The sequence below is a fragment of the Micromonospora echinospora genome, from assembly GCF_014203425.1.
GTDB classification, from domain to species: Bacteria; Actinomycetota; Actinomycetes; order Mycobacteriales; family Micromonosporaceae; genus Micromonospora; species Micromonospora echinospora_A.
This window is the reverse complement of the sequence record NZ_JACHJC010000001.1, coordinates 5487301-5507052: the sequence shown is the minus strand read 5'-3', so window position 1 is coordinate 5507052 and position 19752 is coordinate 5487301. Positions and strand designations below refer to the sequence as shown.

At 72.8% G+C, this 19752-nt stretch carries 20 protein-coding genes; 13 read left to right on the top strand and 7 right to left on the bottom strand.

Going from position 1 to position 19752, the window contains the following annotated elements:
- The first annotated feature begins 75 nt into the window (after window positions 1-75).
- The 3 genes from FHU28_RS24550 to FHU28_RS24540 all read left to right on the top strand — a co-directional run bounded on the left by FHU28_RS24550 (window position 76) and on the right by FHU28_RS24540 (window position 2795).
- Entirely contained in the window at window positions 76-921 is an 846-nt protein-coding gene (locus FHU28_RS24550) for a carbon-nitrogen hydrolase family protein (RefSeq protein ID WP_184686781.1), read from the top strand.
- Window positions 922-977: 56 nt separating this feature from the next.
- Window positions 978-1622 (top strand): HAD family hydrolase, encoded by a 645-nt coding sequence (locus FHU28_RS24545; protein ID WP_073831388.1) that lies wholly within the window; start codon window positions 978-980, stop codon window positions 1620-1622.
- A gap of 246 nt (window positions 1623-1868) precedes the next feature.
- Window positions 1869-2795, top strand: coding sequence for a serine protein kinase RIO (locus tag FHU28_RS24540; protein WP_184686780.1), 927 nt, complete (start codon window positions 1869-1871; stop codon window positions 2793-2795).
- 52 nt (window positions 2796-2847) lie between these two features.
- Here the strand turns inward: FHU28_RS24540 and FHU28_RS24535 are convergent, their stop codons facing one another.
- Window positions 2848-3096 (bottom strand): DUF2630 family protein, encoded by a 249-nt coding sequence (locus FHU28_RS24535; RefSeq protein ID WP_184686779.1) that lies wholly within the window; start codon window positions 3094-3096, stop codon window positions 2848-2850.
- A 322-nt stretch (window positions 3097-3418) separates the two neighbouring features.
- Here FHU28_RS24535 and FHU28_RS24530 point away from each other — a divergent pair, with 322 nt between their 5' ends.
- The 8 genes from FHU28_RS24530 (at window position 3419) to FHU28_RS24495 (ending at window position 11711) form a co-directional block, all read left to right on the top strand.
- A complete protein-coding gene (locus tag FHU28_RS24530; protein ID WP_184689863.1) occupies window positions 3419-4756 on the top strand; it encodes a cytochrome P450 in 1338 nt (445 codons plus the stop codon).
- Window positions 4753-5628, top strand: coding sequence for a terpene synthase family protein (locus tag FHU28_RS24525; protein WP_184686778.1), 876 nt, complete (start codon window positions 4753-4755; stop codon window positions 5626-5628). The genes FHU28_RS24530 and FHU28_RS24525 overlap by 4 nt, the downstream gene beginning before the upstream one ends.
- Entirely contained in the window at window positions 5625-7151 is a 1527-nt protein-coding gene (locus FHU28_RS24520; RefSeq protein WP_184686777.1) for a prenyltransferase/squalene oxidase repeat-containing protein, read from the top strand. Before FHU28_RS24525 ends, FHU28_RS24520 begins: the two co-directional genes overlap by 4 nt.
- Before the next feature lie 94 nt (window positions 7152-7245).
- Window positions 7246-9699 (top strand): sensor histidine kinase, encoded by a 2454-nt coding sequence (locus tag FHU28_RS24515; protein ID WP_184686776.1) that lies wholly within the window; start codon window positions 7246-7248, stop codon window positions 9697-9699.
- A gap of 65 nt (window positions 9700-9764) precedes the next feature.
- On the top strand, window positions 9765-10190 hold the full coding sequence (locus tag FHU28_RS24510) for a roadblock/LC7 domain-containing protein (RefSeq protein ID WP_091420341.1): 426 nt from the start codon (window positions 9765-9767) through the stop codon (window positions 10188-10190).
- Window positions 10187-10576, top strand: coding sequence for a DUF742 domain-containing protein (locus FHU28_RS24505; RefSeq protein ID WP_184686775.1), 390 nt, complete (start codon window positions 10187-10189; stop codon window positions 10574-10576). Before FHU28_RS24510 ends, FHU28_RS24505 begins: the two co-directional genes overlap by 4 nt.
- Complete coding sequence (locus FHU28_RS24500) at window positions 10557-11165, top strand: GTP-binding protein (protein ID WP_184686774.1); 609 nt, start codon at window positions 10557-10559, stop codon at window positions 11163-11165. Before FHU28_RS24505 ends, FHU28_RS24500 begins: the two co-directional genes overlap by 20 nt.
- 63 nt (window positions 11166-11228) lie before the next feature.
- Entirely contained in the window at window positions 11229-11711 is a 483-nt protein-coding gene (locus FHU28_RS24495; protein WP_116507209.1) for a GNAT family N-acetyltransferase, read from the top strand.
- Between the two features lie 9 nt (window positions 11712-11720).
- On the opposite strand, the gene FHU28_RS24490 is transcribed toward FHU28_RS24495, so the two are convergent.
- Window positions 11721-12569 carry a LysR family transcriptional regulator gene (locus tag FHU28_RS24490; RefSeq protein ID WP_184686773.1) on the bottom strand — a complete coding sequence of 283 codons (849 nt, stop codon included), beginning with the start codon at window positions 12567-12569 and terminating at the stop codon, window positions 11721-11723.
- 95 nt (window positions 12570-12664) lie between these two features.
- Between FHU28_RS24490 and FHU28_RS24485 the strand changes: the two genes are divergently transcribed.
- Complete coding sequence (locus FHU28_RS24485; protein WP_184686772.1) at window positions 12665-13396, top strand: SDR family oxidoreductase; 732 nt, start codon at window positions 12665-12667, stop codon at window positions 13394-13396.
- Between the two features lie 10 nt (window positions 13397-13406).
- On the opposite strand, the gene FHU28_RS24480 is transcribed toward FHU28_RS24485, so the two are convergent.
- Window positions 13407-14183 carry a hypothetical protein gene (locus FHU28_RS24480; RefSeq protein ID WP_184686771.1) on the bottom strand — a complete coding sequence of 259 codons (777 nt, stop codon included), beginning with the start codon at window positions 14181-14183 and terminating at the stop codon, window positions 13407-13409.
- A 79-nt stretch (window positions 14184-14262) separates the two neighbouring features.
- The gene (locus FHU28_RS24475) at window positions 14263-14733 is read right to left on the bottom strand and encodes a YfbM family protein (RefSeq protein WP_260413091.1); all 471 of its coding nucleotides are present in this window, start codon (window positions 14731-14733) and stop codon (window positions 14263-14265) included.
- A gap of 84 nt (window positions 14734-14817) precedes the next feature.
- Between FHU28_RS24475 and FHU28_RS24470 the strand changes: the two genes are divergently transcribed.
- Window positions 14818-15222 (top strand): SRPBCC family protein, encoded by a 405-nt coding sequence (locus FHU28_RS24470; RefSeq protein ID WP_184686769.1) that lies wholly within the window; start codon window positions 14818-14820, stop codon window positions 15220-15222.
- A gap of 49 nt (window positions 15223-15271) precedes the next feature.
- Here the strand turns inward: FHU28_RS24470 and FHU28_RS24465 are convergent, their stop codons facing one another.
- The 3 genes from FHU28_RS24465 to FHU28_RS24455 form a co-directional block, all read right to left on the bottom strand.
- Window positions 15272-15475, bottom strand: coding sequence for a hypothetical protein (locus FHU28_RS24465; protein ID WP_184686768.1), 204 nt, complete (start codon window positions 15473-15475; stop codon window positions 15272-15274).
- A 76-nt stretch (window positions 15476-15551) separates the two neighbouring features.
- Window positions 15552-16517, bottom strand: coding sequence for a trypsin-like serine peptidase (locus FHU28_RS24460; protein ID WP_184686767.1), 966 nt, complete (start codon window positions 16515-16517; stop codon window positions 15552-15554).
- A 248-nt stretch (window positions 16518-16765) separates the two neighbouring features.
- The gene (locus tag FHU28_RS24455; RefSeq protein WP_184686766.1) at window positions 16766-19621 is read right to left on the bottom strand and encodes an aconitate hydratase; all 2856 of its coding nucleotides are present in this window, start codon (window positions 19619-19621) and stop codon (window positions 16766-16768) included.
- Window positions 19622-19752: the final 131 nt, after the last annotated feature.

Genomic DNA, 19752 nt, shown 5'->3' with positions numbered 1-19752 from the left:
ATGCAAACCGTACGTACGGCTTGAGATGCGATTCGGGATGATCATCCGCCGGTGTCCGGTGGTTAGGATCGGCGGGTGACCCCCCTCCCCAGTGATCCGCTGACAGTGGCCGCCGTCCAGGCTCAGCCGGAGCCCGGCGACGTCGCCGGCAACGCCCGCGCCGCCGCCCGCCTCGTCGGCCGCGCCGTGGGCGCCCGGGTCGTGGTGCTGCCCGAGCTGTTCCTGCCGGCGTATCACCCGCCGACGCTGGGCGCCGACCCGGACGCGACCGACGTGGCCGCCGACGCCAACGGCCGGGTCGCCGACCCCCGGCTGGACCCGCTGCGTACCGCTGCCGCAGACGCGGGCGCCGCCGTGGTGATCGGCGCCGCCGTCCGCCACCCCGACCGGCGGCGCACGATCTCCTCGCTCGTCGTGGACCCGGCCGGCACGGTCACCGCCGCGTACGACAAGCAGCAGCTCTGGGGTGGCGAGCGCGAGATGTTCGACGCCGGCCGGCGCGGCGCCACGCTGCTCGTCGAGACGTGGCGGCTCGGCCTGGGCGTCTGCTACGACGGCTGCTTCCCGGAGCACGCGCGGGCCGCGGCCGGCGACGGCGCGCACGGGTATCTCTGCCCGAGCGGCTACCTGGCCGGCTCGGCGCACCGCCGCGACCTCTACTACGCCGCCCGGGCGCTGGACAACACGATGTACGTCGTGTTCGCCAACGTGGTCGGCGGCGCGGATCCCTGGCGGTTCAACGGCGGCGCGGCGGTGTACGACCCGGAGGGCCGGCCGCTGGCGCGGGGCGCCGACACCGGAGAGGACGTGCTGGTGGCGACGCTGGACCCGGACGCGCTGGCGGCCACCCGCGCAGCGCACACCATGCTGCTCGACCGGCCGGTGGACGCCGGGGCCGCCCGCGCCGCGTTCGTCGCCTGACCGTGGCCGCCCCCGGGGCCCTGTCGGTGCTCCGAGCGTTCCCGTAGGGTGCCCAAGTGCCGTTGCTCCTGCTCGATCTGGACAACACCCTGCTGGACCGCGACGGGCCGTTCCGTGTCTGGGGAGAACGCTTCCTGGCGGGCATCGGCGCGCCGCCCGTCGACCTCGACTGGCTGGTGTCCGTGGACGCCGACGGACTGACCAACCGGTGGGACGTGGCGGACGCGATCCGCGACCGGTACGCGCTGCGCATCCCCTCGATCGACCTGGTCGACGAGCTGCACGACGGCGTGGTGGCGCACATGCGGCTCGATCCGCTGGTGGCCTGCGCGCTGCGGATCGCCGCCGACGCCGGCTGGGTGCCGGTGGTGGTCACCAACGGCGCTACCCGTCAACAGGACGCCAAGATCCGCAAGACCGGCCTGGACCGCTACGTCGCCGACTGGGTGATCTCGGAGGAGGCCGGCGTCAGCAAGCCGAACCCGAGGATCTTCGCGCTCGCCGCCCAGCGGGCCCGGATGCCGTTGCGCGGCGCGTGGGTGGTCGGCGACAGCCCGGAGGCGGACATCGGCGGCGCGACAGCAGTGGGTCTGCCCAGCGTCTGGCTGCATCGGGGACGCCGCTGGTCGGACCCCCGGTTCGCACCGACCCGGATCGAGGACGGGCTGATCGCGGCCGTCGCGGCCGTGCTGGCCGGCTGACCGGCGGCCGATCGACAGGCCGCCCGGCGGCACCACGGCCGGATCGACGGGCCGCACGGCGGCCGGACGGGCAGGCCGCACACCGGCGGAAAATCCGTTGACCCACACCGGGCCGCGGACGAGCATGGTGCCGCGCGAGTGCGCAGCCGGGTGATGCCCGGTCGAGGAGAGGAGGTCGGTCATGGCCGTCTTCGCAGGGTCGTTCCACCTGCCTCCACCAGCCTCGATCGAAGGACAGATCCACCCGTGCGCGATCACGACTTCCCGGCGCCGCAGCGCCGTGGCCGCGGCAAGAGCCGCTTCGACGACGACGAACCCGACTTCCTGAAGCGGGGGCGGCCCACGCCGACCCTCACCGACCCGGACGCCGAGCCCGACGCGGAGGACAGCTGGTCCTCCTGGGACCAGGCCGTCCACGGCCCGGAGCCCTACCCGGACTGGCTGGTCACCGAACTGGCCGCCCGGGACACCGAGCTCGGGGTGCTCAAGACCGGCAAGGAGGCGGACGTCCACCTGGTCCGCCGCGCCGTGCCGGACACCGACCGCTCCTGCCTGCTGGCGGTCAAGCGGTACCGCGACGCCCAGCACCGGCTCTTCCACCGCGACGCCGGTTACCTGGAGGGCCGCCGGGTGCGCCGGTCGCGGGAGATGCGGGCGATGACCGGCCGTACCGCGTTCGGCCGGCAGATGATCGCCGGGCAGTGGGCGGCGGCCGAGTTCGCCGCGCTGTCCCAGCTCTGGGAGATCGGCGCCGCCTCCGGGCGGATCGCCGTGCCCTATCCGGTGCAGATGCTCGGCACCGAGCTGATGCTGGAGTTCGTCGGCGACGCCGGGGCGGGGGAGGCCGCGCCGCGGCTGGCGCAGGTCCGCCCCGACGCCGCCGAGCTGCGCGATCTGTGGGATCAGCTGGTCGAGGCGCTGACCGTGCTGGCCCGGGCCGGGTACGCCCACGGCGACCTGTCCCCGTACAACCTGCTGGTGCACGCGGGCCGGCTGGTGCTGATCGACCTGCCGCAGGTGGTGGACGTGGTGGCCAACCCGCAGGGCGGCGAGTTCCTGGCCCGGGACGTGCGGGTGGTGGCCGCCTGGTTCGCGGCCCGCGGGATGCCCGCCACCGTCACCGACCCGGAGGCGCTCACCGAGGCGCTGCTGCGGGAGGCGGGGATCCGCTGACGGGGCGGGTGTCCCGGGCGGCTCGACCGCCCGGGACGCCCACCCGTGCGGGTCATTGCAGGTAGCGCTCGACCTCCGGCACCGGGCGCTCGCCCTGGGCGTCCGGGTCGCCGTGCGCCTGGCGCGCGGCACGGCGACGGCGCAGCAGGTCCCAGCACTGGTCCAGGGACTCCTCCAGGGCCCGCAGCCGCTCCCGGGCCTCGCCGTCGGTGCCGGACTCGTGCTGCTGCGCGTCGGCCCGCAGCCGGTGCTCCTCGTCGACGAGTTCGGAGATCCGGCTCAGGATGGTCTTGTCGTCCATGCCCGAAGCTTGGCACAGCGGGCGGGTCGCCGCCCGGGTTCTGGCGGCGTCGGCCGTACCGGGACAGGTGAGGCGGGCTCGCATTCCGCGGGACTCACCACTGTGTACGCACGTGACGTACATCCCACCGTCTCCATTCTCGACAAAGGGATTGTTGTTACGTGAAATATCCTCCGACCTGCCTTTTGATCTGCGGCTCAGGATGGCATGCTCGCGAGCAACATTACGGCTCGATACGGAGTCGCGACCCTGAGTCAACCGAGGGAGCGTTCAGGTGCCCGAACCGACGGACACACCGGGGCCCACCGGCCGACCCCGAACCGTGCCGCTGCGGAAGATCCTGCCGGCGGCGCTCCGCGATCCCGCCCGGGCTCTCATCGACATCGGTAACCGTACCGACGGCGAGCTGGTCCGGCTCAACCTCGGTTCGTTCCGGCCGTACCTGGTCACCCACCCCAGGCACGTGCAGCACGTGCTGCGCGACCGGGCGGACAACTACGAACGGGCCGGTGACGGGCTGTTCTGGCGCCCGGTGAAGCGACTGTTCGGCGAGGGCATCCTGGGCGAGGGGCAGATCTGGTCGGCCAGCCGCCGCATGCTCCAGCCGATGTTCACCGCCAAGCGGGTGGAGGCGCTCGTCGACGGCATGGCCGACGCGATCCGCGACGCGGTCGACGAGCTGGACGAGCCGGCCCGCGCCGGACGCCCGGTCGACATCGGCGTGGAGCAGGCGCGCATCGTCAGCCGGGCGATCATGAAGGTGCTCTTCGCCGACCGGATCTCGGTGCCGGACGCGATGCGCGTGATCGAGGCGCAGGACCGGATCGCCACCGCCGTCATCCCGCGCATCATCGTGCCGTTCGCGCCGCTGTCCCTGCCGATGCCGGGGGACCGGACGTTCGCCCGCGCCGTACGCATCGTGGACGACGTGCTGGTGCCGGTCGTCCGCGAGACCCGCGAGTCCGCCGACCAGGGCGACGACGTCATCTCGACGCTCTGGCAGGCCCGCACCGACGACGGGCGGCAGCTCGACGAGCGGCAGGTCCGCAACGACACCGTGGCGATGTTCGCCGCCACCACCGAGACCACCATCAACGTCCTGACCTGGGCCTGGCCGCACCTGGACGAGCACCCCGAGGTGGCCGAGCGGCTCTACGCCGAGATCGACGAGGTGGTCGGCGACGAGCCGGTACGCCGCGAGCACCTGAGCCGGCTCACGTACACCCGGATGGTGCTGGACGAGCTGCTGCGGCTCTACCCGATCGGATGGATCATCCCGCGCCGCGCGGTCGCCGAGGACGTCATCGACGGCGTGCCGATCGAGCCCGGCGCCACGATGGCGGTCAGCCCGCTGATCACCCAGCGGATGCGGCAGTTCTGGGACCGCCCGGACGAGTTCGACCCCGAACGGTTCCGGCCCGAGCGGGTCCGGGCCCGCCACCGGTACGCCCACTTCCCGTTCGGCGGCGGGCCGCACCAGTGCCTCGGCATGTACCTGTTCTACCTGGAGGCGCAGCTCATCCTCGCCACCATGCTCAGCCGCTACCGGTTCCGGCTGCACCGCCCCGGCGTACCCGGATTGCGGCTGGCCGCGGCGCTGCGGCCGCGCGAGCGGGTGGAGCTGACGCTCGTCGCGGCCGGGCGGGCGGAGCGGGCATGACCGACGGGCCGACACCGGATCCGCTGGCCGCCGCGGCGGAGCAGGGCCGGGTCTGCGCGCTCGCCGCGCAGGGCCAGCGCGGCCTGCGCAAGGCCGCCGCCGCGCACCCCGAGCTGTTCCCCGCGGACCCGTTCGACGCGACGCTGTTCAGCAGTATCGCGCAGGCGATGGCGTTCAGCGCCCCCTGGCACAGCGCCGCCGAGCTGGCCGTGACCAACCGCGCGGTGCTCTGGGGCTTCGCCGTGGACTGGCTGGTCGACCACCAGGCGACCAGCCGGGCGGCTGTCGACCGGGTCACCCGCACCTGCCTGGACGTGCTCGACGGCGCCGGCGCCGACGACCCGCTGGGCCGGTTCCTGGCCGAGTTGCGCGACGACGTGGCGGCCGCGCCCGGCTACCCGGCGCTGCGCGGCCACTGGCGTGCCGCGATGGAACGCACGCTCGACGCGATGGCCCGCGAGTGGGACTGGCGGCGCACCGGCCGTCCCACGCTCGCCGACTACCTGGCGAACGCCGACAACCTCGCCGCGACGGTGGTGAACGTGGCGCACTGGATCCACACCGGATCGGTGTCCACCGCCGAGGCGATGGATCGGGTCGTTCCGGTGAGCGACGAGGTGCAGCGGGCCCTGCGGCTCGTGAACGACCTCGGCACCCACCGCCGGGACGCCGAGTCCGGCGACCTCAACGCGCTGCTGCTGGTGGACGACCCGGCGGAGGTCGAGCGGCGGTTCGCCGAACAGGTCGACCACTGCCGCGTCCTGCTGGCGAAGCTGGCCGGTGAGGCGCCCCGGGAGGCCGACTTCCTGTCCCGGCAGCTCGGCTTCACCACCGGCTTCTACCGGAGCACCGACTTCTGGGGCGTGCGGTGACGCTCACCGCCGGCCCGGCCACCCGGCCCGCGCCCGCGCGTGACCTGGTCGCCGCGCTCACCGGTGAGCCGTCCGGGCAGACGTCTCCGTCGATCTACGAGAGCGCCCGGCTGGTCGCGCTCGCGCCCTGGCTGGACGGCCACGACCGGCGCCTGGCCTGGCTGCTGGGCCAGCAGCGGCCGGACGGCGGCTGGGGCGGCGCCGGTGGCTACGCGCTGGTGCCGACGCTGAGCGCGGTCGAGGCGCTGCTGACAGTGCTGCGCCGCGCCGGCCCCGCCGCCGCGCCGGCCGCCGCGGCGCACCGGGGCCTGGCGTTCCTGGCCCGCGCGCTGCGCGGCGGCGCCCCGCCCGACCTCCCGGCCACCGACCTGATCGTGCCGGCGCTGCTCACAGCCGTGGACCGGCACCTCGCCGGACCGGCCGGGCCACCACCCGGGCTGGCCGAGTGGGCCGGCCGGCCCCGCCTGCCGCTGCCGGCCGGTCTCGACCCGGCCCGGCTGACCCGGGTACGCGGGCTGCTGGCCGCCGGGCGGGCTGTGCCGGAGAAGCTGGCGCACGCGCTGGAGGTCGCCGGTGAGCTGGCGTACCGGGCGTCCGGAGTGCGTCCCTCGGCCAGCGGCGCGGTGGGCGCCTCCCCGGCCGCCACGGCCGCCTGGCTGGGCCGGCCGGAGCCCGGAGCGGCGCTGGACTACCTGCGCGCGGTGGCCCGGCCCGGCCCGGTGCCCTGCGCCAGCCCGATCACCGTGTTCGAGCGCGCCTGGGTGCTCGGCATCCTGGTCCGGGCCGGTGTGCCGGTCGGCGCGCCCGAGCCGGTGCTCACCGAGCTGCGCGCCGCCGTCGGCCCGGCCGGCGCGGCCACCGCGCCCGGCCTGCCCGCCGACGCGGACACCACGGCGGTCGCGCTCTACGCGCTGGCCCGGCTGGGCCGTGCGCCGGGCGTAGGGCCGCTGGCCGGGTTCGACACCGGGCGGCACTTCTGCACCTGGCCGGGGGAGGACGGCGCCTCGCTGACCACCAACGCGCACGTGCTCGACGCGCTCGGCGAGCAGCCGAGCGGACCCGGGGTCACCGGGGCGCGCCGCCGGGTCACCGCGTGGCTGCTCGAACGGCAGGAGCCGGACGGGCGGTGGGAGGACCGCTGGCACGCCTCGGCCTACTACGCCACCTACGCGGTGCTGCTGGCGCTGGCCGACCACGCGCCCGACGGCACGGCGCGTACCGCCGTCGAGCGCGGCGTCGCCTGGCTGCTGGACACGCAGCGCCCGGACGGCTCCTGGGGACGATGGCACGGCACCGCCGAGGAGACCGCGTACGCGGTGCTCGCCCTGGCCGGCGCGGGCCGTTCCGGGGACGCGCGGATCGTCGCGGCGCTCGCCCGCGGCCGACGTCGACTGTCCGAGCTGGACGGATGCGACGACGAACCGGCACTATGGCACGACAAGGATCTCTACCGCCCGACGCAGATCGTGCGCGCGGCGGTGCTGGCGGCCTCCGGCCGCGCCGTCGAGGCCGGACCACCATGATCAGGATCGCTTGAACGGAGTTCACGACGGCTGCTAGCGTGCGCCGGAGTCGATCGGATTTCGGACCGACCGTAGACCGGGCCAGGACGGTGTGATGGGTTCCCGCAGTACGAATCTCCGTACGAAGATCATCGCGCTGCTGGCGTCGCTGATCGCGCTGTGGGCGTTCGCCGCGTGGGTGACCGTGCGGGACGGGTTCAACCTGCTCGGAGTGCAGGCGCTCAACGCGCGCGTCTTCGAGCCGAGCGACCCGCTGCTGCAGGACCTGCAGGCCGAGCGGCGGCTGTCGCTGCGCTACCTGGGCGAGTCCGACCCGGTCCGGCTGCGGGAGCTGGACGCCCAGCGCGCGCGTACCGACGAGACCGCCGCCGCGCTGTGGCGCTCGGTGCAGGACTGGCGCACCGAGGTCCCGGCCAGCGAGGAGCTGATGCAGCGGCTCGGTGAGCTGAAGACCGAGCTGGACCAGATCGGCCAGGTACGCGCCGACGTGAGCCGCAAGACCATCGACCGGACCGCCACGCTCGCCGCGTACGACGAGGCGGTCGACGCGATCTTCGCCGTCTTCGACGCGCTCGGTGGTCTCGACGACGACGAGATCGCCAAGGACACCGCCGCGCTCATCGACCTCAACCGGTCCCGGGAACTGCTGTCCCAACAGGACGCGCTGATCACCGGCGCGATCGCGGCCAACCGGATCACCGTGGCCGAGCAGACCGCGTTCGCCCGCCTGGTCGGCGCGCAGTGGTTCCTCGCCGACCGCACCGCCCGGGACCTTGCCCCGACCGACCGCGCACGCTTCGAACGGATGGTCGAGGGCGACGCGTTCCAGCAGCTGCGGACACTGCAGGACCGGGTCCTCGCGGCCAAGGGCGCCGACGTGCGCCCGCCGGTGACCGCCGCGGCGTGGCAGGCCGCCGCCGAGCAGGCGATGGCCGACCTGCGCGGGGTGATCCTGGCCGGCGGTGAGGACATCGTGGCCCGCGCCATGCCGGTCGCGATCGGCGTCATCGTGCGGCTGGTGCTCGCCGCCGGTCTCGGCCTGCTCGCCGTCATCGCCTCCGTGGTCGTCTCGATCACCACGGCGCGGGCGCTTGTGCGGCAGCTCGAACGGCTGCGGGAGGCGGCCTTCCACCTGGCGCACGAGCGGCTGCCGAGCGTGGTGGAGCGGCTGGGCCGCGGCGAGGAGGTGGACGTCGCCCGCGAGGCGCCGCCGTTGCAGTTCGGTGACGACGAGATCGGCCAGGTGGGTAAGGCGTTCAACGTCGTGCAGGAGACCGCCGTCCGCACCGCCGTCGAGCAGGCCGAGCTGCGCCGCAGCGTACGCGAGGTCTTCCTCAGCCTGGCCCGGCGCACCCAGGCGCTCGTGCACCGGCAGCTCACGCTGCTGGACGCGATGGAACGGCGGGAACACGACGCCGAGGAGCTGGAGGACCTGTTCCGGGTCGACCACCTGGCCACCCGGATGCGGCGCAACGCCGAGAACCTGATCGTGCTCTCCGGCTCGACGCCCGGCCGGGCCTGGCGACGCAACGTGCCGATGGTCGACGTGGTCCGCGGCGCGGTCGCCGAGGTCGAGGACTACACCCGGGTGACAGTGCGTCCGCTCGGCGAGGTGTCGCTGACCGGCCGCGCCGTCGGCGACGTCATCCACCTGCTGGCCGAGCTGATCGAGAACGGGCTCTCCTTCTCGCCGCCGCAGACCACTGTGGAGGTCCGCGGTCAGCTCGTCGCGAACGGCTTCGCCATCGAGATCGAGGACCGGGGCCTCGGCATGAGCCACGACGAGATGGCCGCCGCCAACGCGCGCATCGTCGACCGGTCCGAGCTGAACCTGGCCGACGCCGCCCGGCTCGGCCTGTTCGTGGTCAGCCGGCTCACCGAGCGGCACGGCGTCAAGGTGCAGCTCAAGGAATCCGCGTACGGCGGGACCACAGCCGTGGTGCTGATCCCGCGCGAACTGATCACCACCGCCGACGGCGCCGGTGGATCCGACGGCCCTCCGGCCGCCGAGCGGGCCGTGCCCGCCACCCAGAGCACACCGGCCGACGCCGGTACCGAACCGGCCACCGCGTCCGGCGCCGACGGTGGCGCCGAACCGGACGACCCGGCCGAGCCGGCCCCGCCCGTGCCGGAGCCGGCGACGCAGGCGCCCCGGCTGACCCCGTCCGGGCTGCCCGCCCGTACCCGTAAGCGGCAGCCGGCGGTGGCGGGCCCGACCACGGAGCTGGCGGTGGTGGAACGCCGTCCGGCCGCCGAGCCGACTCCCTCTCCGGCGGCTGAGCCGGAGGCGTCGCCGGTGACCGACGCCGGGCTGCCGGTCCGGGTACGCCAGGCCAGCCTCGCGCCGGAACTGCGACACGACCAGACCGAGGCGGACGAGGACGCCGCCGACGACGACGACACGGCGCGTGCACCGGAGCAGGTGCGCCGGATGATGAGCTCCTACCAGAGCGGCACCCGACGCGGCCGTACCGATGCCGCGCGCCTGCTCGGCAGGGCGCAGGGGGCCGGCGGTGCGCCGGCCGACGCGGACGAGCAGGTCACCTGACCGGAACGTCGACGCGACGCAAACCGGAAGAGAACGGCACACAGCCGGGAAGAAGAGGACGACGAGTGGCGCAGAAGACGGCTTCGAGCGCGGATCTGACGTGGCTGCTGGATGACCTGGTCGGCCGGGTCAAGCAGGCGGAGCACGCCGTGGCGCTCTCCACCGACGGACTGCTGATGGCCTCGTCCCGCGGATTGAGCCGGGACGACGGCGAGCACCTGGCCGCCATGGCGGCGGGTATCCAGAGCCTGGCCCGTGGCGCGGGCAAGCGATTCGGCGGCGGGCACGTACAGCAGACCATCATCGAGATGCAGTCCTCCTTCCTGTTCGTCACCGCGGCCGGGCGCAACGCCTGCCTGGCGGTGCTGGCCTCGGAGGACGCGGACGTCGGCCTGATCGCGTACGAGATGGCCATGCTGGTCACCCGGGTCGGCCGGTTCGTCGCGTCACCGACCCGGGAACAGCCCCTCGGCGAGAACACGGCACGATGACCGGCCGGGGGGACTCCGCGGAGCAGGAGTGGGTGGACGACCACGCCGGCCCGGTGGTGCGCCCGTACGCGGTGACCGGCGGCCGGGCCCGCCCGGTGACCGGCACGTTCGACCTGATCTCGCTGGTCACCGCGACCCGCGCGGAGGTCGGATCGGATTCCGGGCTGGGCCCGGAGCATGTGGCGATAGTCGGCCTCTGCCAGCGGATTCTCTCCGTGGCCGAGATCGCCGCTCATCTCGACCTGCCGGTGGGCACGGTCCGGGTCCTCCTCGGAGACCTGGCCGCCCGCAGCCTGGTGCAGGTACGCGAGCCGCGCGCGACCGCCGCCGGCCTTCCCGACGAGCACGTTTTCGAGGCGGTAATCAATGGACTACGGGCGCTCTGAGCGGCCGGCGGGCGCCGCGCCGCTGCCCACCGCGATCAAGATCCTGATCGCGGGCGGGTTCGGCGTCGGCAAGACCACCATGGTGGGCGCGGTCAGCGAGACCAAACCGCTGCGCACCGAGGAGGTGCTGACCGAGACCGGGATCGGCATCGACGACCTGTCCGGCGTGGAGGAGAAGTCGACCACCACTGTGGCGATGGACTTCGGCCGGATCACCATCAGCGACGACCTGGTGCTCTACCTGTTCGGCACGCCCGGGCAGGACCGGTTCTGGTTCGTCTGGGACGAGCTGGCGCTCGGCGCGCTCGGGGCGGTGGTGCTCGCCGACACACGCCGTCTGGCGGACTGCTTCCCGTCGATCGACTACTTCGAAGGGCGCGGCACGCCGTTCGTGGTGGCGGTGAACTGCTTCGAGGGCGCCAAGAAGTTCCGGCTCGACGAGGTGCAGGCCGCGCTCGACCTGGACCCGGGCGTACCGGTGGTGCTGTGCGACGCGCGCAAGCGCGAGTCGGCCAAGGAGGTGCTGATCACGCTGCTGGAGCACGCCATGAAGGTGCGCGAGGCCCGCCGTCGCGCCGCCACCGACTGAGCGCCTCGCCGCCACGGATTCCCGGGGCAGCCCGGGCGGGCGAATCGTGAGAGCCTGAGCCGCATGACCGAGCTGAGCGTCCGGGCGATGACCCCGGAGGAGTTCGACAGCTGGCAGGACGAGTTGACCGCGGAGTACGCGCGGGAGCACGTCACCGCCGGCAACTGGACTCCGGAGGAGGCGCCCGACCGCGCACGGGAGGCGAACGCCGTGCTGCTGCCGCAGGGCATGGCCACGCCCGGCATGCTGTTCCTGCTCGGCGTGCTGGCCGACGGCTCGCCGGTCGGACGCCTGTGGATCAGCCTCACCCATCCGCGCGGCCTCGCCGGCTGCGCCTACCTCTACGACATCGAGGTGGCGGCCGGGCACCGGGGCCGAGGGCTCGGGCGGGCGCTGCTCACGGCCGGGGAGCGGGCGGCCCGAGAGCACGGGGCCCAGGCGCTGGAGCTGAACGTCTTCGGCGCCAACGAGACGGCGCGCAAGCTGTACGAGACGTCGGGATACCGGGTGGTCACCCAGCAGATGCGCAAGGAGTTGCCCGCCTAGGAGCCGTCGTCAGAGGCGGGTGGCGGTCCGGATCAGGCCGGCCAGCGCCCGGGACCGGCTGTGCGGTGGCCACGCGATGACTGTGGTCACCGCGGGCGCGTCCGGCACCGGCACCGCGGCCAGGTCGGCGAGCAGCAGCGACCGGGCCGACTCCGGCAGCACCACCACGGTCCGGCCGAGCGCGATGAGCTGGAACAACTGGGCGTGGTCCCGGACCTCGGGGCCCGGCCCGTCCGGGTACGACCCGTCGGCCCGGGGCCAGCGCGGCATCGGCAGGTCCGGCAGCGCCTCCACCTCGGCCATCAGCAGGTGCGGCCGCCGGGCCAGCGGATGTCCGGTCGGCAGGATCGCCACCTGTGGTTCGGTGATCAGCTCCTCGGTGTCCAGCCCGGTCGTCGAGTCGAACGGCAGGTGCAGCAGCGCCACGTCGGCGCGCCCGTCGCGCAGCAGCCGTTCCTGTTCGCCGATGCCGCACAGCAGGACCTCGACGGGGACCGCGTCCGGCTCGGCGGCGTACGCGTCGAGCAGTTTCGGCAGCAGCTCGCTCGACGCCCCCGCCTTGGTCGCCAGCACCAGCCCGGGGCCACCGGTCGCGGCCTGCCCGGCGCGGCGGGTGCGGCGGTCGGCGGCGTCCACGGCGTCGAGGGCGGCCCGGCCCTCCCGCAGCAGCACCGACCCGGCCGCGGTGAGCGCGACGCTGCGGCTGTCCCGCTCCAGCAGGGTCACGCCGAGGCGGCGTTCGAGCTGCCGGATCGCCCGCGACAGCGGCGGCTGGGCGATGCCGATGCGGCGCGCGGCCCGGCCGAAGTGCAGCTCCTCGGCGACCGCCACGAAGTAGCGAAGCTCCCGCGTCTCCATTCCGTCACCGTACCCCCGGATCGATACCCGCCAGGTATCGCACGCCACCGAAGCGGTGTTGGAGGCCCGTGCGGCCCGCGGCCAGGATCGAGGGCATGAGTGAACGGACGATTGCGCTGGTGACCGGCGCGAACAAGGGAATCGGGTACGAGATCGCGGCCGGCCTGGGCGCGCTCGGCTGGCGGGTGGGCGTCGGCGCCCGCGACGAGCGGCGGCTCGCCGAGGCGGTGGCGAAGCTGCGCGCGGGCGGCGTGGACGCGTTCGGCGTACCGCTGGACGTCACCGACGACGCGAGCGTGACCGCCGCCGTCCGGCTGCTGGAGGCGGAGGCCGGCGGCCTGGACGTGCTCGTCAACAACGCGGGCGTGACCGGTGGCGTGCCGCAGCACCCGGGTGACGTCGACCTCGCGACCATCCGGACCGCCGTCGAGGTCAACGTGATCGGGGTGGTCCGGGTGACCGAGGCGATGCTGCCGCTGCTGCGCCGCTCGGCGTCGCCCCGGATCGTCAACATGTCCAGCGGCGTCGGCTCACTGACCCGGCAGAGCGCCTCGGAGGGCGAGCATCAGACCGGGCCGCTGTCCGTGGCGTACTCGCCGTCGAAGAGCATGCTCAACGCGGTGACCATCCAGTACGCGCGGGCGCTGGCCGGCACGGGCCTCCTGATCAACGCCGGCTGCCCGGGTTTCACAGCGACCGACCTGAACGGCTTCCGCGGTGTGCGGACGCCGCAACAGGGCGCGGCGATCGCGATCCGGCTGGCGACGCTGCCCGACGACGGTCCGACCGGCGGCTACTTCGAGGACGCGGGCGTCATCCCGTGGTGAGTGCGGCGCGTCAGACCCACATCACCGGGTTGCCGGTGGCCACGGACGCCGCACACAGCCGGCGCAGCGGCTCCACGATGTAGGCGAAGTCGTCGCCCGACCGGCTCCGGGACCGTACCGCGAGCCGCTCGGGCGGCGGCTCGCCGTGCGTGCCCACCGGCCGCATCGCCAGCACCGTCCGCGTCCCGCCGGCGGTGAGCTCCACCCGGTCGCCGGGCAGCGGCCGCTGGCCGAACCGGACGGCCCGGAACAGCGTGGCGGGCGGATCGGCGCGGTCGAGGACGAAGAAGCCGTCCGGATCGACCCCGGCCTGGTAGTCCGGGCCGAACATGAACACCCCGTGGTAGCTCTCGACGTACTGCATCAGCACCCGGCCGGTCGCCTCGTCGATCAGTTCGACCTCGTCGGTGATCCGGTCGGTGCGCGCGAACGCGTCCAGCTCGGCGAGCGCCACCGCCGCCCGGTCGGCCGGCAGCGAGCCGCCGTTGAGGTTCGGGAGCGCGGTGGCGAGCGTCGGGAAGTGCTCCGGGCCGGCGGCGCGTAGCGCCTGCTGGAACAGCCGCACACCGGCCCAGTTGGACACGTGCTCGCTCGCCTGCTCCATGGCCTTGTGCGGGCACGCCTCCGCCTGCCAGGCGTCGAACGTGCGGTGCGCGGCCTTGTTGCCCTCCCACTGCAGCAACAGCGCGAGATAGCCCTCCTCGTCGATGCCGACCGGTTCGACCGGGCAGAGCGTGGTGAGGCCGTCCTGCCAGCACCGGCAGTACACGAACGCGTCGAGTCCCACGCCGGCACGCTACCGGCGCCCGGCCGTCGGTGCGCACCCGTTTCCGGCGGCTCGTTTGCGGCGGCTCGTTGCCGGCGGGTCAGGTGATGGCGAGCAGCACGCCGTCCCCGTGCTCGGCCGCGGCGCGGTAGAAGTCGCGCAGCGCGGTGAAGTTCGGCAGCAGGTAGCCGTCGAACTCGTCGTCGCCGTCCTCCCAGATGTGGGGGTAGATCTCGGCCTCCGACATGGCCGCCGGGTCGAAGCGGTCCCGCAGCGTCGCCTCGTCCAACGTGTCGAGCCCGGCGGCCACGGCGCGCACGGCGTCGGGCATGAGCAGCCGGGCCGGGCCCATCCCGAGATCCGGGCCGATCGGGTCGCCCCCGATGATCGCCGGGCCGGCGTCGCCCCGGACCTCGTACGTGGTGCCGTTCAGCAGGTAGTGCAGCCCGTGCCACGCCTTGTCGAGGTCGAGCTCGTCCGGGCCACCCTGGAACAGGGTGCCGACCTTCTCCGGGTCGGCGAGCACCGCCGCCAGCTCCTCGGCGGACAGCCGGCGTGCGTTGAAGATCATGCCCATGGGGTTGCCTCTCGGGGTGCCTGTCGGAATCGGCGGCAGCGTAGCGTGCGCGTGCGACAGGCATGGCACCATCGGCGCATGGCCACTGACACCCGGCACCTCGGCGTCCACATCGACCGGCCGGTCGCGCAGGTGTACGCCTTCGCCGCCGACCCGGCGAACCTGCCCCGCTGGGCGCCGGGCCTCGGCGGCTCGGTGGCCCGGGTCGACGGCCAGTGGTTCGTGGACACACCCGAGGGGCGGGCGCGACTGACGTTCGCGCCGGCAAACGAGTACGGCGTGCTCGACCACGAGGTGCTGACGCCGGCCGGCGAAACTGTGTACGTGCCGTTGCGCGCCATCGCCGACGGCGACGCCACCGAGGTGGTGTTCAGCCTGCGGCGGATGCCCGGCATGAGCGACGCGGACTTCGACCGGGACACCGCGCTCGTAGAGGGGGATCTGGCCCGGCTCAAGGCCGTGTTGGAGAGCGCCGTCGGCTGAGGCCGGGACGAGAATTGCGCCGACGATTTCCGCGAAGCGTAATGTCGATTCAGTCGCCGATCGCGTCCCGCATTCTTTCCCTCGTCCAGTATTCGGACGGATCGGTGGCGCCGGGACTCGGATTGTGTGTGGCGACCACCGGGCCGGGCGCGGGACGCGTCGTCCCGGTGTCGCGCGTCGCGACGACCACGACGGCGACGGCCACTGCGAGCGCCGCCGCGCCCGCCGCGCCGAGCAGCACCCGGTGTGACATGTCGCCTCCCTGCGGGCCTTCGGGTCGGGTGCCGGTCTGCCTGGCGTGCCGCTCGGCACACCAGGCAGACCGTCGTTCACCAGGTGTCGTTCGCGTACGTGTTGTAGAGCGTCCCCACCACAGCGGCGGAGAAGTAGGGCGAGCCGTTCGTGTTCGAGCCGCTGGAGTAACTCATCACCCCGTGCACGTCACCACGCCTGGTGGTGTTGTCATAGCTGTAGTACCACGGACCACCGCTGGAACCACCGCCGAAGCCGCAGTTCATCTCGATGCGGTTGCTGCCCGCGTCCCGCGACGTGCCCGAGCAGACCCACTGGATCTCGCCGCTGTCCTTGTTGCTCGGGTAGCCGAAGACGTCGTAGTGGTACGCCCGGCCACCGCCGGTGAGCAGCCCGTTCGCGCCGACCGCGTCCACGACCGACCGGCTGCCGTAGACGAGCGCCACCGCCACGTCGTACTGCCGCTCGCGGGTGCTGATCCAGCCGCTCGGCACCGCGAGCGTGGACCAGTCCCAGGTGCCGTACGGCTGCGCGCCGTTGCGGTAGGACGGCACGAACATCCAGTTCGCGGTGTGCCAGTCCCGGCCGGGCCCGTCGTGGACGCAGTGCGCGGCCGTGAAGACCATGTTGCGCGCCGCGCTGTTCACCACGCTCGCGGAGCAGTAGTGGCCCAGACCGTCGGTCGAGCTGGTGTAGAAGATCTTCCCCACCGTGATCGACTCGTTGAGCTGGGCGCCGAAGCCGCTGCCGTCCTTCGGCGCCACCGACTCCGCGAAGCGCCGCACCCGCTCCGGTGTGGGGCTCTGGGTGACCGGGCCGGCGGACTTCTCCACCTCGTCCGCCGGGGTGGCGGCTGCCATCCGCTCGGCCGTCCAGTAGGCCCTGGCCTGCGAGGACGACCCCGCCTTGCGCTCGATCGACGTGACAGCGGCCGGAGCTGCAGTGCCCGCTGTGGTGCCGGTGGTGGCCAGTGCCGGAGTGCCGGCGAGGATGGCCGGCAGGATCAGGGCCGGCAGGGCCAGGAGTCTGATAGTCGTTTTCATGAAATCCTTCCCAGTGTTCGATTCCTGGATCGAAACTGGAGCGCCCCACAGTTCATCGCGATATCGGCAACGTATCGACGGATGTCGGCGCACGTCAATGAATCATCAACGTCGATTGTTTGCAGTGTCGGATGTGCGATCGGGGGGCCGAGGGATTTCATTGAATGGCAATTGCGCAATGAGCGGGATACGCGAAAGGGCCGCTCCCCGCCGGAGCGGGAAGCGGCCCTTTCGTCAGCCGTACGCGATCAGCTGGCGATCATCCGGCGCAGCACGTACTGCAGGATGCCGCCGTGCCGGTAGTAGTCCGCCTCACCCGGGGTGTCGATACGGACCACGGCGTCGAACTCCACGCCGGTGTCGGTGGTGACCTTCACCGTGCGCGGGGTGTCACCGTCGTTCAGCGCGGTGACGCCACTGATCGAGAACGTCTCCGTGCCGGTCAGGCCCAGCGACTCGGCGGTCTCGCCGCCCGGGAACTGCAGCGGCAGCACGCCCATGCCGATCAGGTTCGAGCGGTGGATCCGCTCGTACGACTCGGCGATGACCGCCTTCACGCCCAGCAGCATGGTGCCCTTGGCGGCCCAGTCACGCGACGACCCGGAGCCGTACTCCTTGCCGGCCAGGATGACCAGCGGGACGCCCGCCTCCTGGTACGCCATCGAGGCGTCGTAGATCGAGGTCTGCTCACCGGTCAGGTGGTTGACGGTGAAGCCGCCCTCGACACCCGGGACGAGCTGGTTGCGCAGCCGGATGTTGGCGAACGTGCCCCGGATCATCACCTCGTGGTTGCCCCGGCGGGAGCCGTACGAGTTGAACTCGTGCCGGGCCACGCCGTGCTCGGCCAGGTACTTGCCGGCGGGGGAGTCCGCCTTGATCGAGCCGGCCGGGGAGATGTGGTCGGTGGTCACCGAGTCGCCCAGCTTCGCCAGCACCCGCGCGTCGGCGATGTCCTGCACCGGGGCCGGCTCCTGCTGCATGCCCTCGAAGTACGGGGGCTTGCGCACGTACGTCGACTCGCCGTCCCAGGAGAACGTGTCACCGGTCGGGGTGGGCAGCGACTGCCAGCGCTCGTCACCGGCGAACACGTCGGCGTACGCGGCGCTGAAGCCGGTCGCGCCGATCGCCGAGGCGATGACGTCCTGGATCTCGGCGCTGTTCGGCCAGATCTCCCGCAGGTACACCGGGTTGCCCTGGGAGTCCTCGCCGATCGGCTCGTTGGCCAGGTCGATGTCCATGGTGCCGGCGAGCGCGTACGCGACCACCAGCGGCGGGGACGCCAGGTAGTTCATCTTGACGTCCGGGTTGATCCGGCCCTCGAAGTTCCGGTTGCCGGACAGCACCGACACGACGGCCAGGTCACCGTCGTTGACGGCGGCGGAGACCTCCTCCGGCAGCGGGCCGGAGTTGCCGATGCAGGTGGTGCAGCCGTAGCCGACCAGGTTGAAGCCGAGCTTGTCCAGGTACGGGGTGAGGCCGGCGCGGTCGTAGTAGTCCATGACGACCTTCGAGCCCGGCGCCAGGGTGGTCTTCACCCACGGCTTGCGGGCCAGGCCCTTCTCCACCGCGTTGCGGGCCAGCAGCGCGGCGCCGATCATCACCTGCGGGTTCGAGGTGTTGGTGCAGGAGGTGATCGCGGCGATCACCACCGCGCCGTGGTCCAGCTCGTACTCGGCGCCGTCGGCGCCCGTCACGCGTACCGGATTGCTGGCCCGGCCGCCCGCGCCCACCGCGGCGGTCTCCAGGTCGCGCGGCGCGTCCGCCGGGTCGTTCACGCCGTTGGCGGGGGAGTCGCTGGCCGGGAAGGACTCGGCGGACGCCTCGTCGGCCGGGCCGTCGGCGCCGAACGGCTTCTCCTGCTGCGGCACGCCCGGCTTGCGGCCCGGGTCGCCGCCGGTCTCGTCGGCGGCCACGTAGTCGCTGAGCGCGGCGCGGAACAGCGTCTTGGCGCTGCCCAGCGGCACCCGGTCCTGCGGGCGCTTCGGGCCGGCCAGCGACGGCTCGATGGTGCTCAGGTCCAGCTCCAGGCGCTCGGAGTACTCCGGCTCGCGCTCCGGGTCGTGCCAGAGGCCCTGCTCCTTGGCGTACGCCTCGACCAGCGCCACCTGAGACGCGTCGCGGCCGGTCAGCTCCAGGTACCGGACGGTCTCGGCGTCGATCGGGAAGATCGCCACAGTCGAGCCGTACTCCGGCGACATGTTGCCGATGGTGGCGCGGTTGGCCAGCGGCACCGCGCTCACGCCCGGGCCGTAGAACTCGACGAACTTGCCGACCACGCCGTGCTTGCGCAGCATCTCGGTGATGGTCAGTACCAGGTCGGTGGCGGTGGTGCCGGCCGGCATCTCGCCGGAGAGCTTGAAGCCGACGACGCGGGGGATCAGCATGCTGACCGGCTGGCCGAGCATCGCGGCCTCGGCCTCGATGCCGCCGACGCCCCAGCCCAGCACGCCCAGGCCGTTGACCATGGTGGTGTGCGAGTCGGTGCCGACGACAGTGTCCGGGTACGCCTGGCCGTTGCGCTCCATGATCGTACGAGCCAGGTACTCGATGTTGACCTGGTGCACGATGCCGGTGCCCGGCGGGACGACCTTGAACTCGTTGAACGCGGTCTGGCCCCAGCGCAGGAACTGGTAGCGCTCCTTGTTGCGCTCGTACTCCAGCTCGACGTTGCGCTCGAAGGCGTCCTCGCGGCCGAACAGGTCGGCGATGACCGAGTGGTCGATGACCAGCTCGGCCGGTGCCAGCGGGTTGACCTTGGTGGCGTCGCCGCCGAGGTCACGTACCGCCTCGCGCATGGTGGCCAGGTCGACCACGCAGGGCACGCCGGTGAAGTCCTGCATCAGCACCCGGGCCGGGGTGAACTGGATCTCCACGCTCGGGTCGGCGGTGGCGTCCCACGCGCCGAGCTGCTGGATGTGGTCGGCTGTGATGTTCGCGCCGTCCTCGGTCCGCAGCAGGTTCTCCAGCAGGATCTTCAAGCTGTAGGGCAGTCGCTCGTGGCCCTCCACCTTGTCGATCCTGAAAATCTCGTAGCTCGCGTCTCCGACGCGTAGCTGGGTCTTCGCACCGAAGGTGTCGAGGCTCGCCACGTCGTACTCCTTCACACCAGCGACCGTGAGTAGTCCTGAGCAGTTTGTCGCACCGACCGGGGCGCCGCCGTGCTTAGGCAACACTTACCTGCGTCGGTCTCTACAAAACCGTACGTCCGTCTTGCTATTCACGCAACCTCGTGCCA

What these genes read in the sequence shown, in the direction of transcription:
- FHU28_RS24460 (WP_184686767.1), bottom strand. Translation starts at nt 16,517, where the DNA reads ATGAAAACGACTATCAGACTCCTGGCCCTGCCGGCCCTGATCCTGCCG.
- FHU28_RS24485 (WP_184686772.1), top strand. Translation starts at nt 12,665, where the DNA reads ATGAGTGAACGGACGATTGCGCTGGTGACCGGCGCGAACAAGGGAATC.
- FHU28_RS24490 (WP_184686773.1), bottom strand. Translation starts at nt 12,569, where the DNA reads ATGGAGACGCGGGAGCTTCGCTACTTCGTGGCGGTCGCCGAGGAGCTG.
- FHU28_RS24465 (WP_184686768.1), bottom strand. Translation starts at nt 15,475, where the DNA reads ATGTCACACCGGGTGCTGCTCGGCGCGGCGGGCGCGGCGGCGCTCGCA.
- FHU28_RS24505 (WP_184686775.1), top strand. Translation starts at nt 10,187, where the DNA reads ATGACCGGCCGGGGGGACTCCGCGGAGCAGGAGTGGGTGGACGACCAC.
- FHU28_RS24515 (WP_184686776.1), top strand. Translation starts at nt 7,246, where the DNA reads ATGGGTTCCCGCAGTACGAATCTCCGTACGAAGATCATCGCGCTGCTG.
- FHU28_RS24470 (WP_184686769.1), top strand. Translation starts at nt 14,818, where the DNA reads ATGGCCACTGACACCCGGCACCTCGGCGTCCACATCGACCGGCCGGTC.
- FHU28_RS24495 (WP_116507209.1), top strand. Translation starts at nt 11,229, where the DNA reads ATGACCGAGCTGAGCGTCCGGGCGATGACCCCGGAGGAGTTCGACAGC.
- FHU28_RS24475 (WP_260413091.1), bottom strand. Translation starts at nt 14,733, where the DNA reads ATGATCTTCAACGCACGCCGGCTGTCCGCCGAGGAGCTGGCGGCGGTG.
- FHU28_RS24525 (WP_184686778.1), top strand. Translation starts at nt 4,753, where the DNA reads ATGACCGACGGGCCGACACCGGATCCGCTGGCCGCCGCGGCGGAGCAG.
- FHU28_RS24500 (WP_184686774.1), top strand. Translation starts at nt 10,557, where the DNA reads ATGGACTACGGGCGCTCTGAGCGGCCGGCGGGCGCCGCGCCGCTGCCC.
- FHU28_RS24535 (WP_184686779.1), bottom strand. Translation starts at nt 3,096, where the DNA reads ATGGACGACAAGACCATCCTGAGCCGGATCTCCGAACTCGTCGACGAG.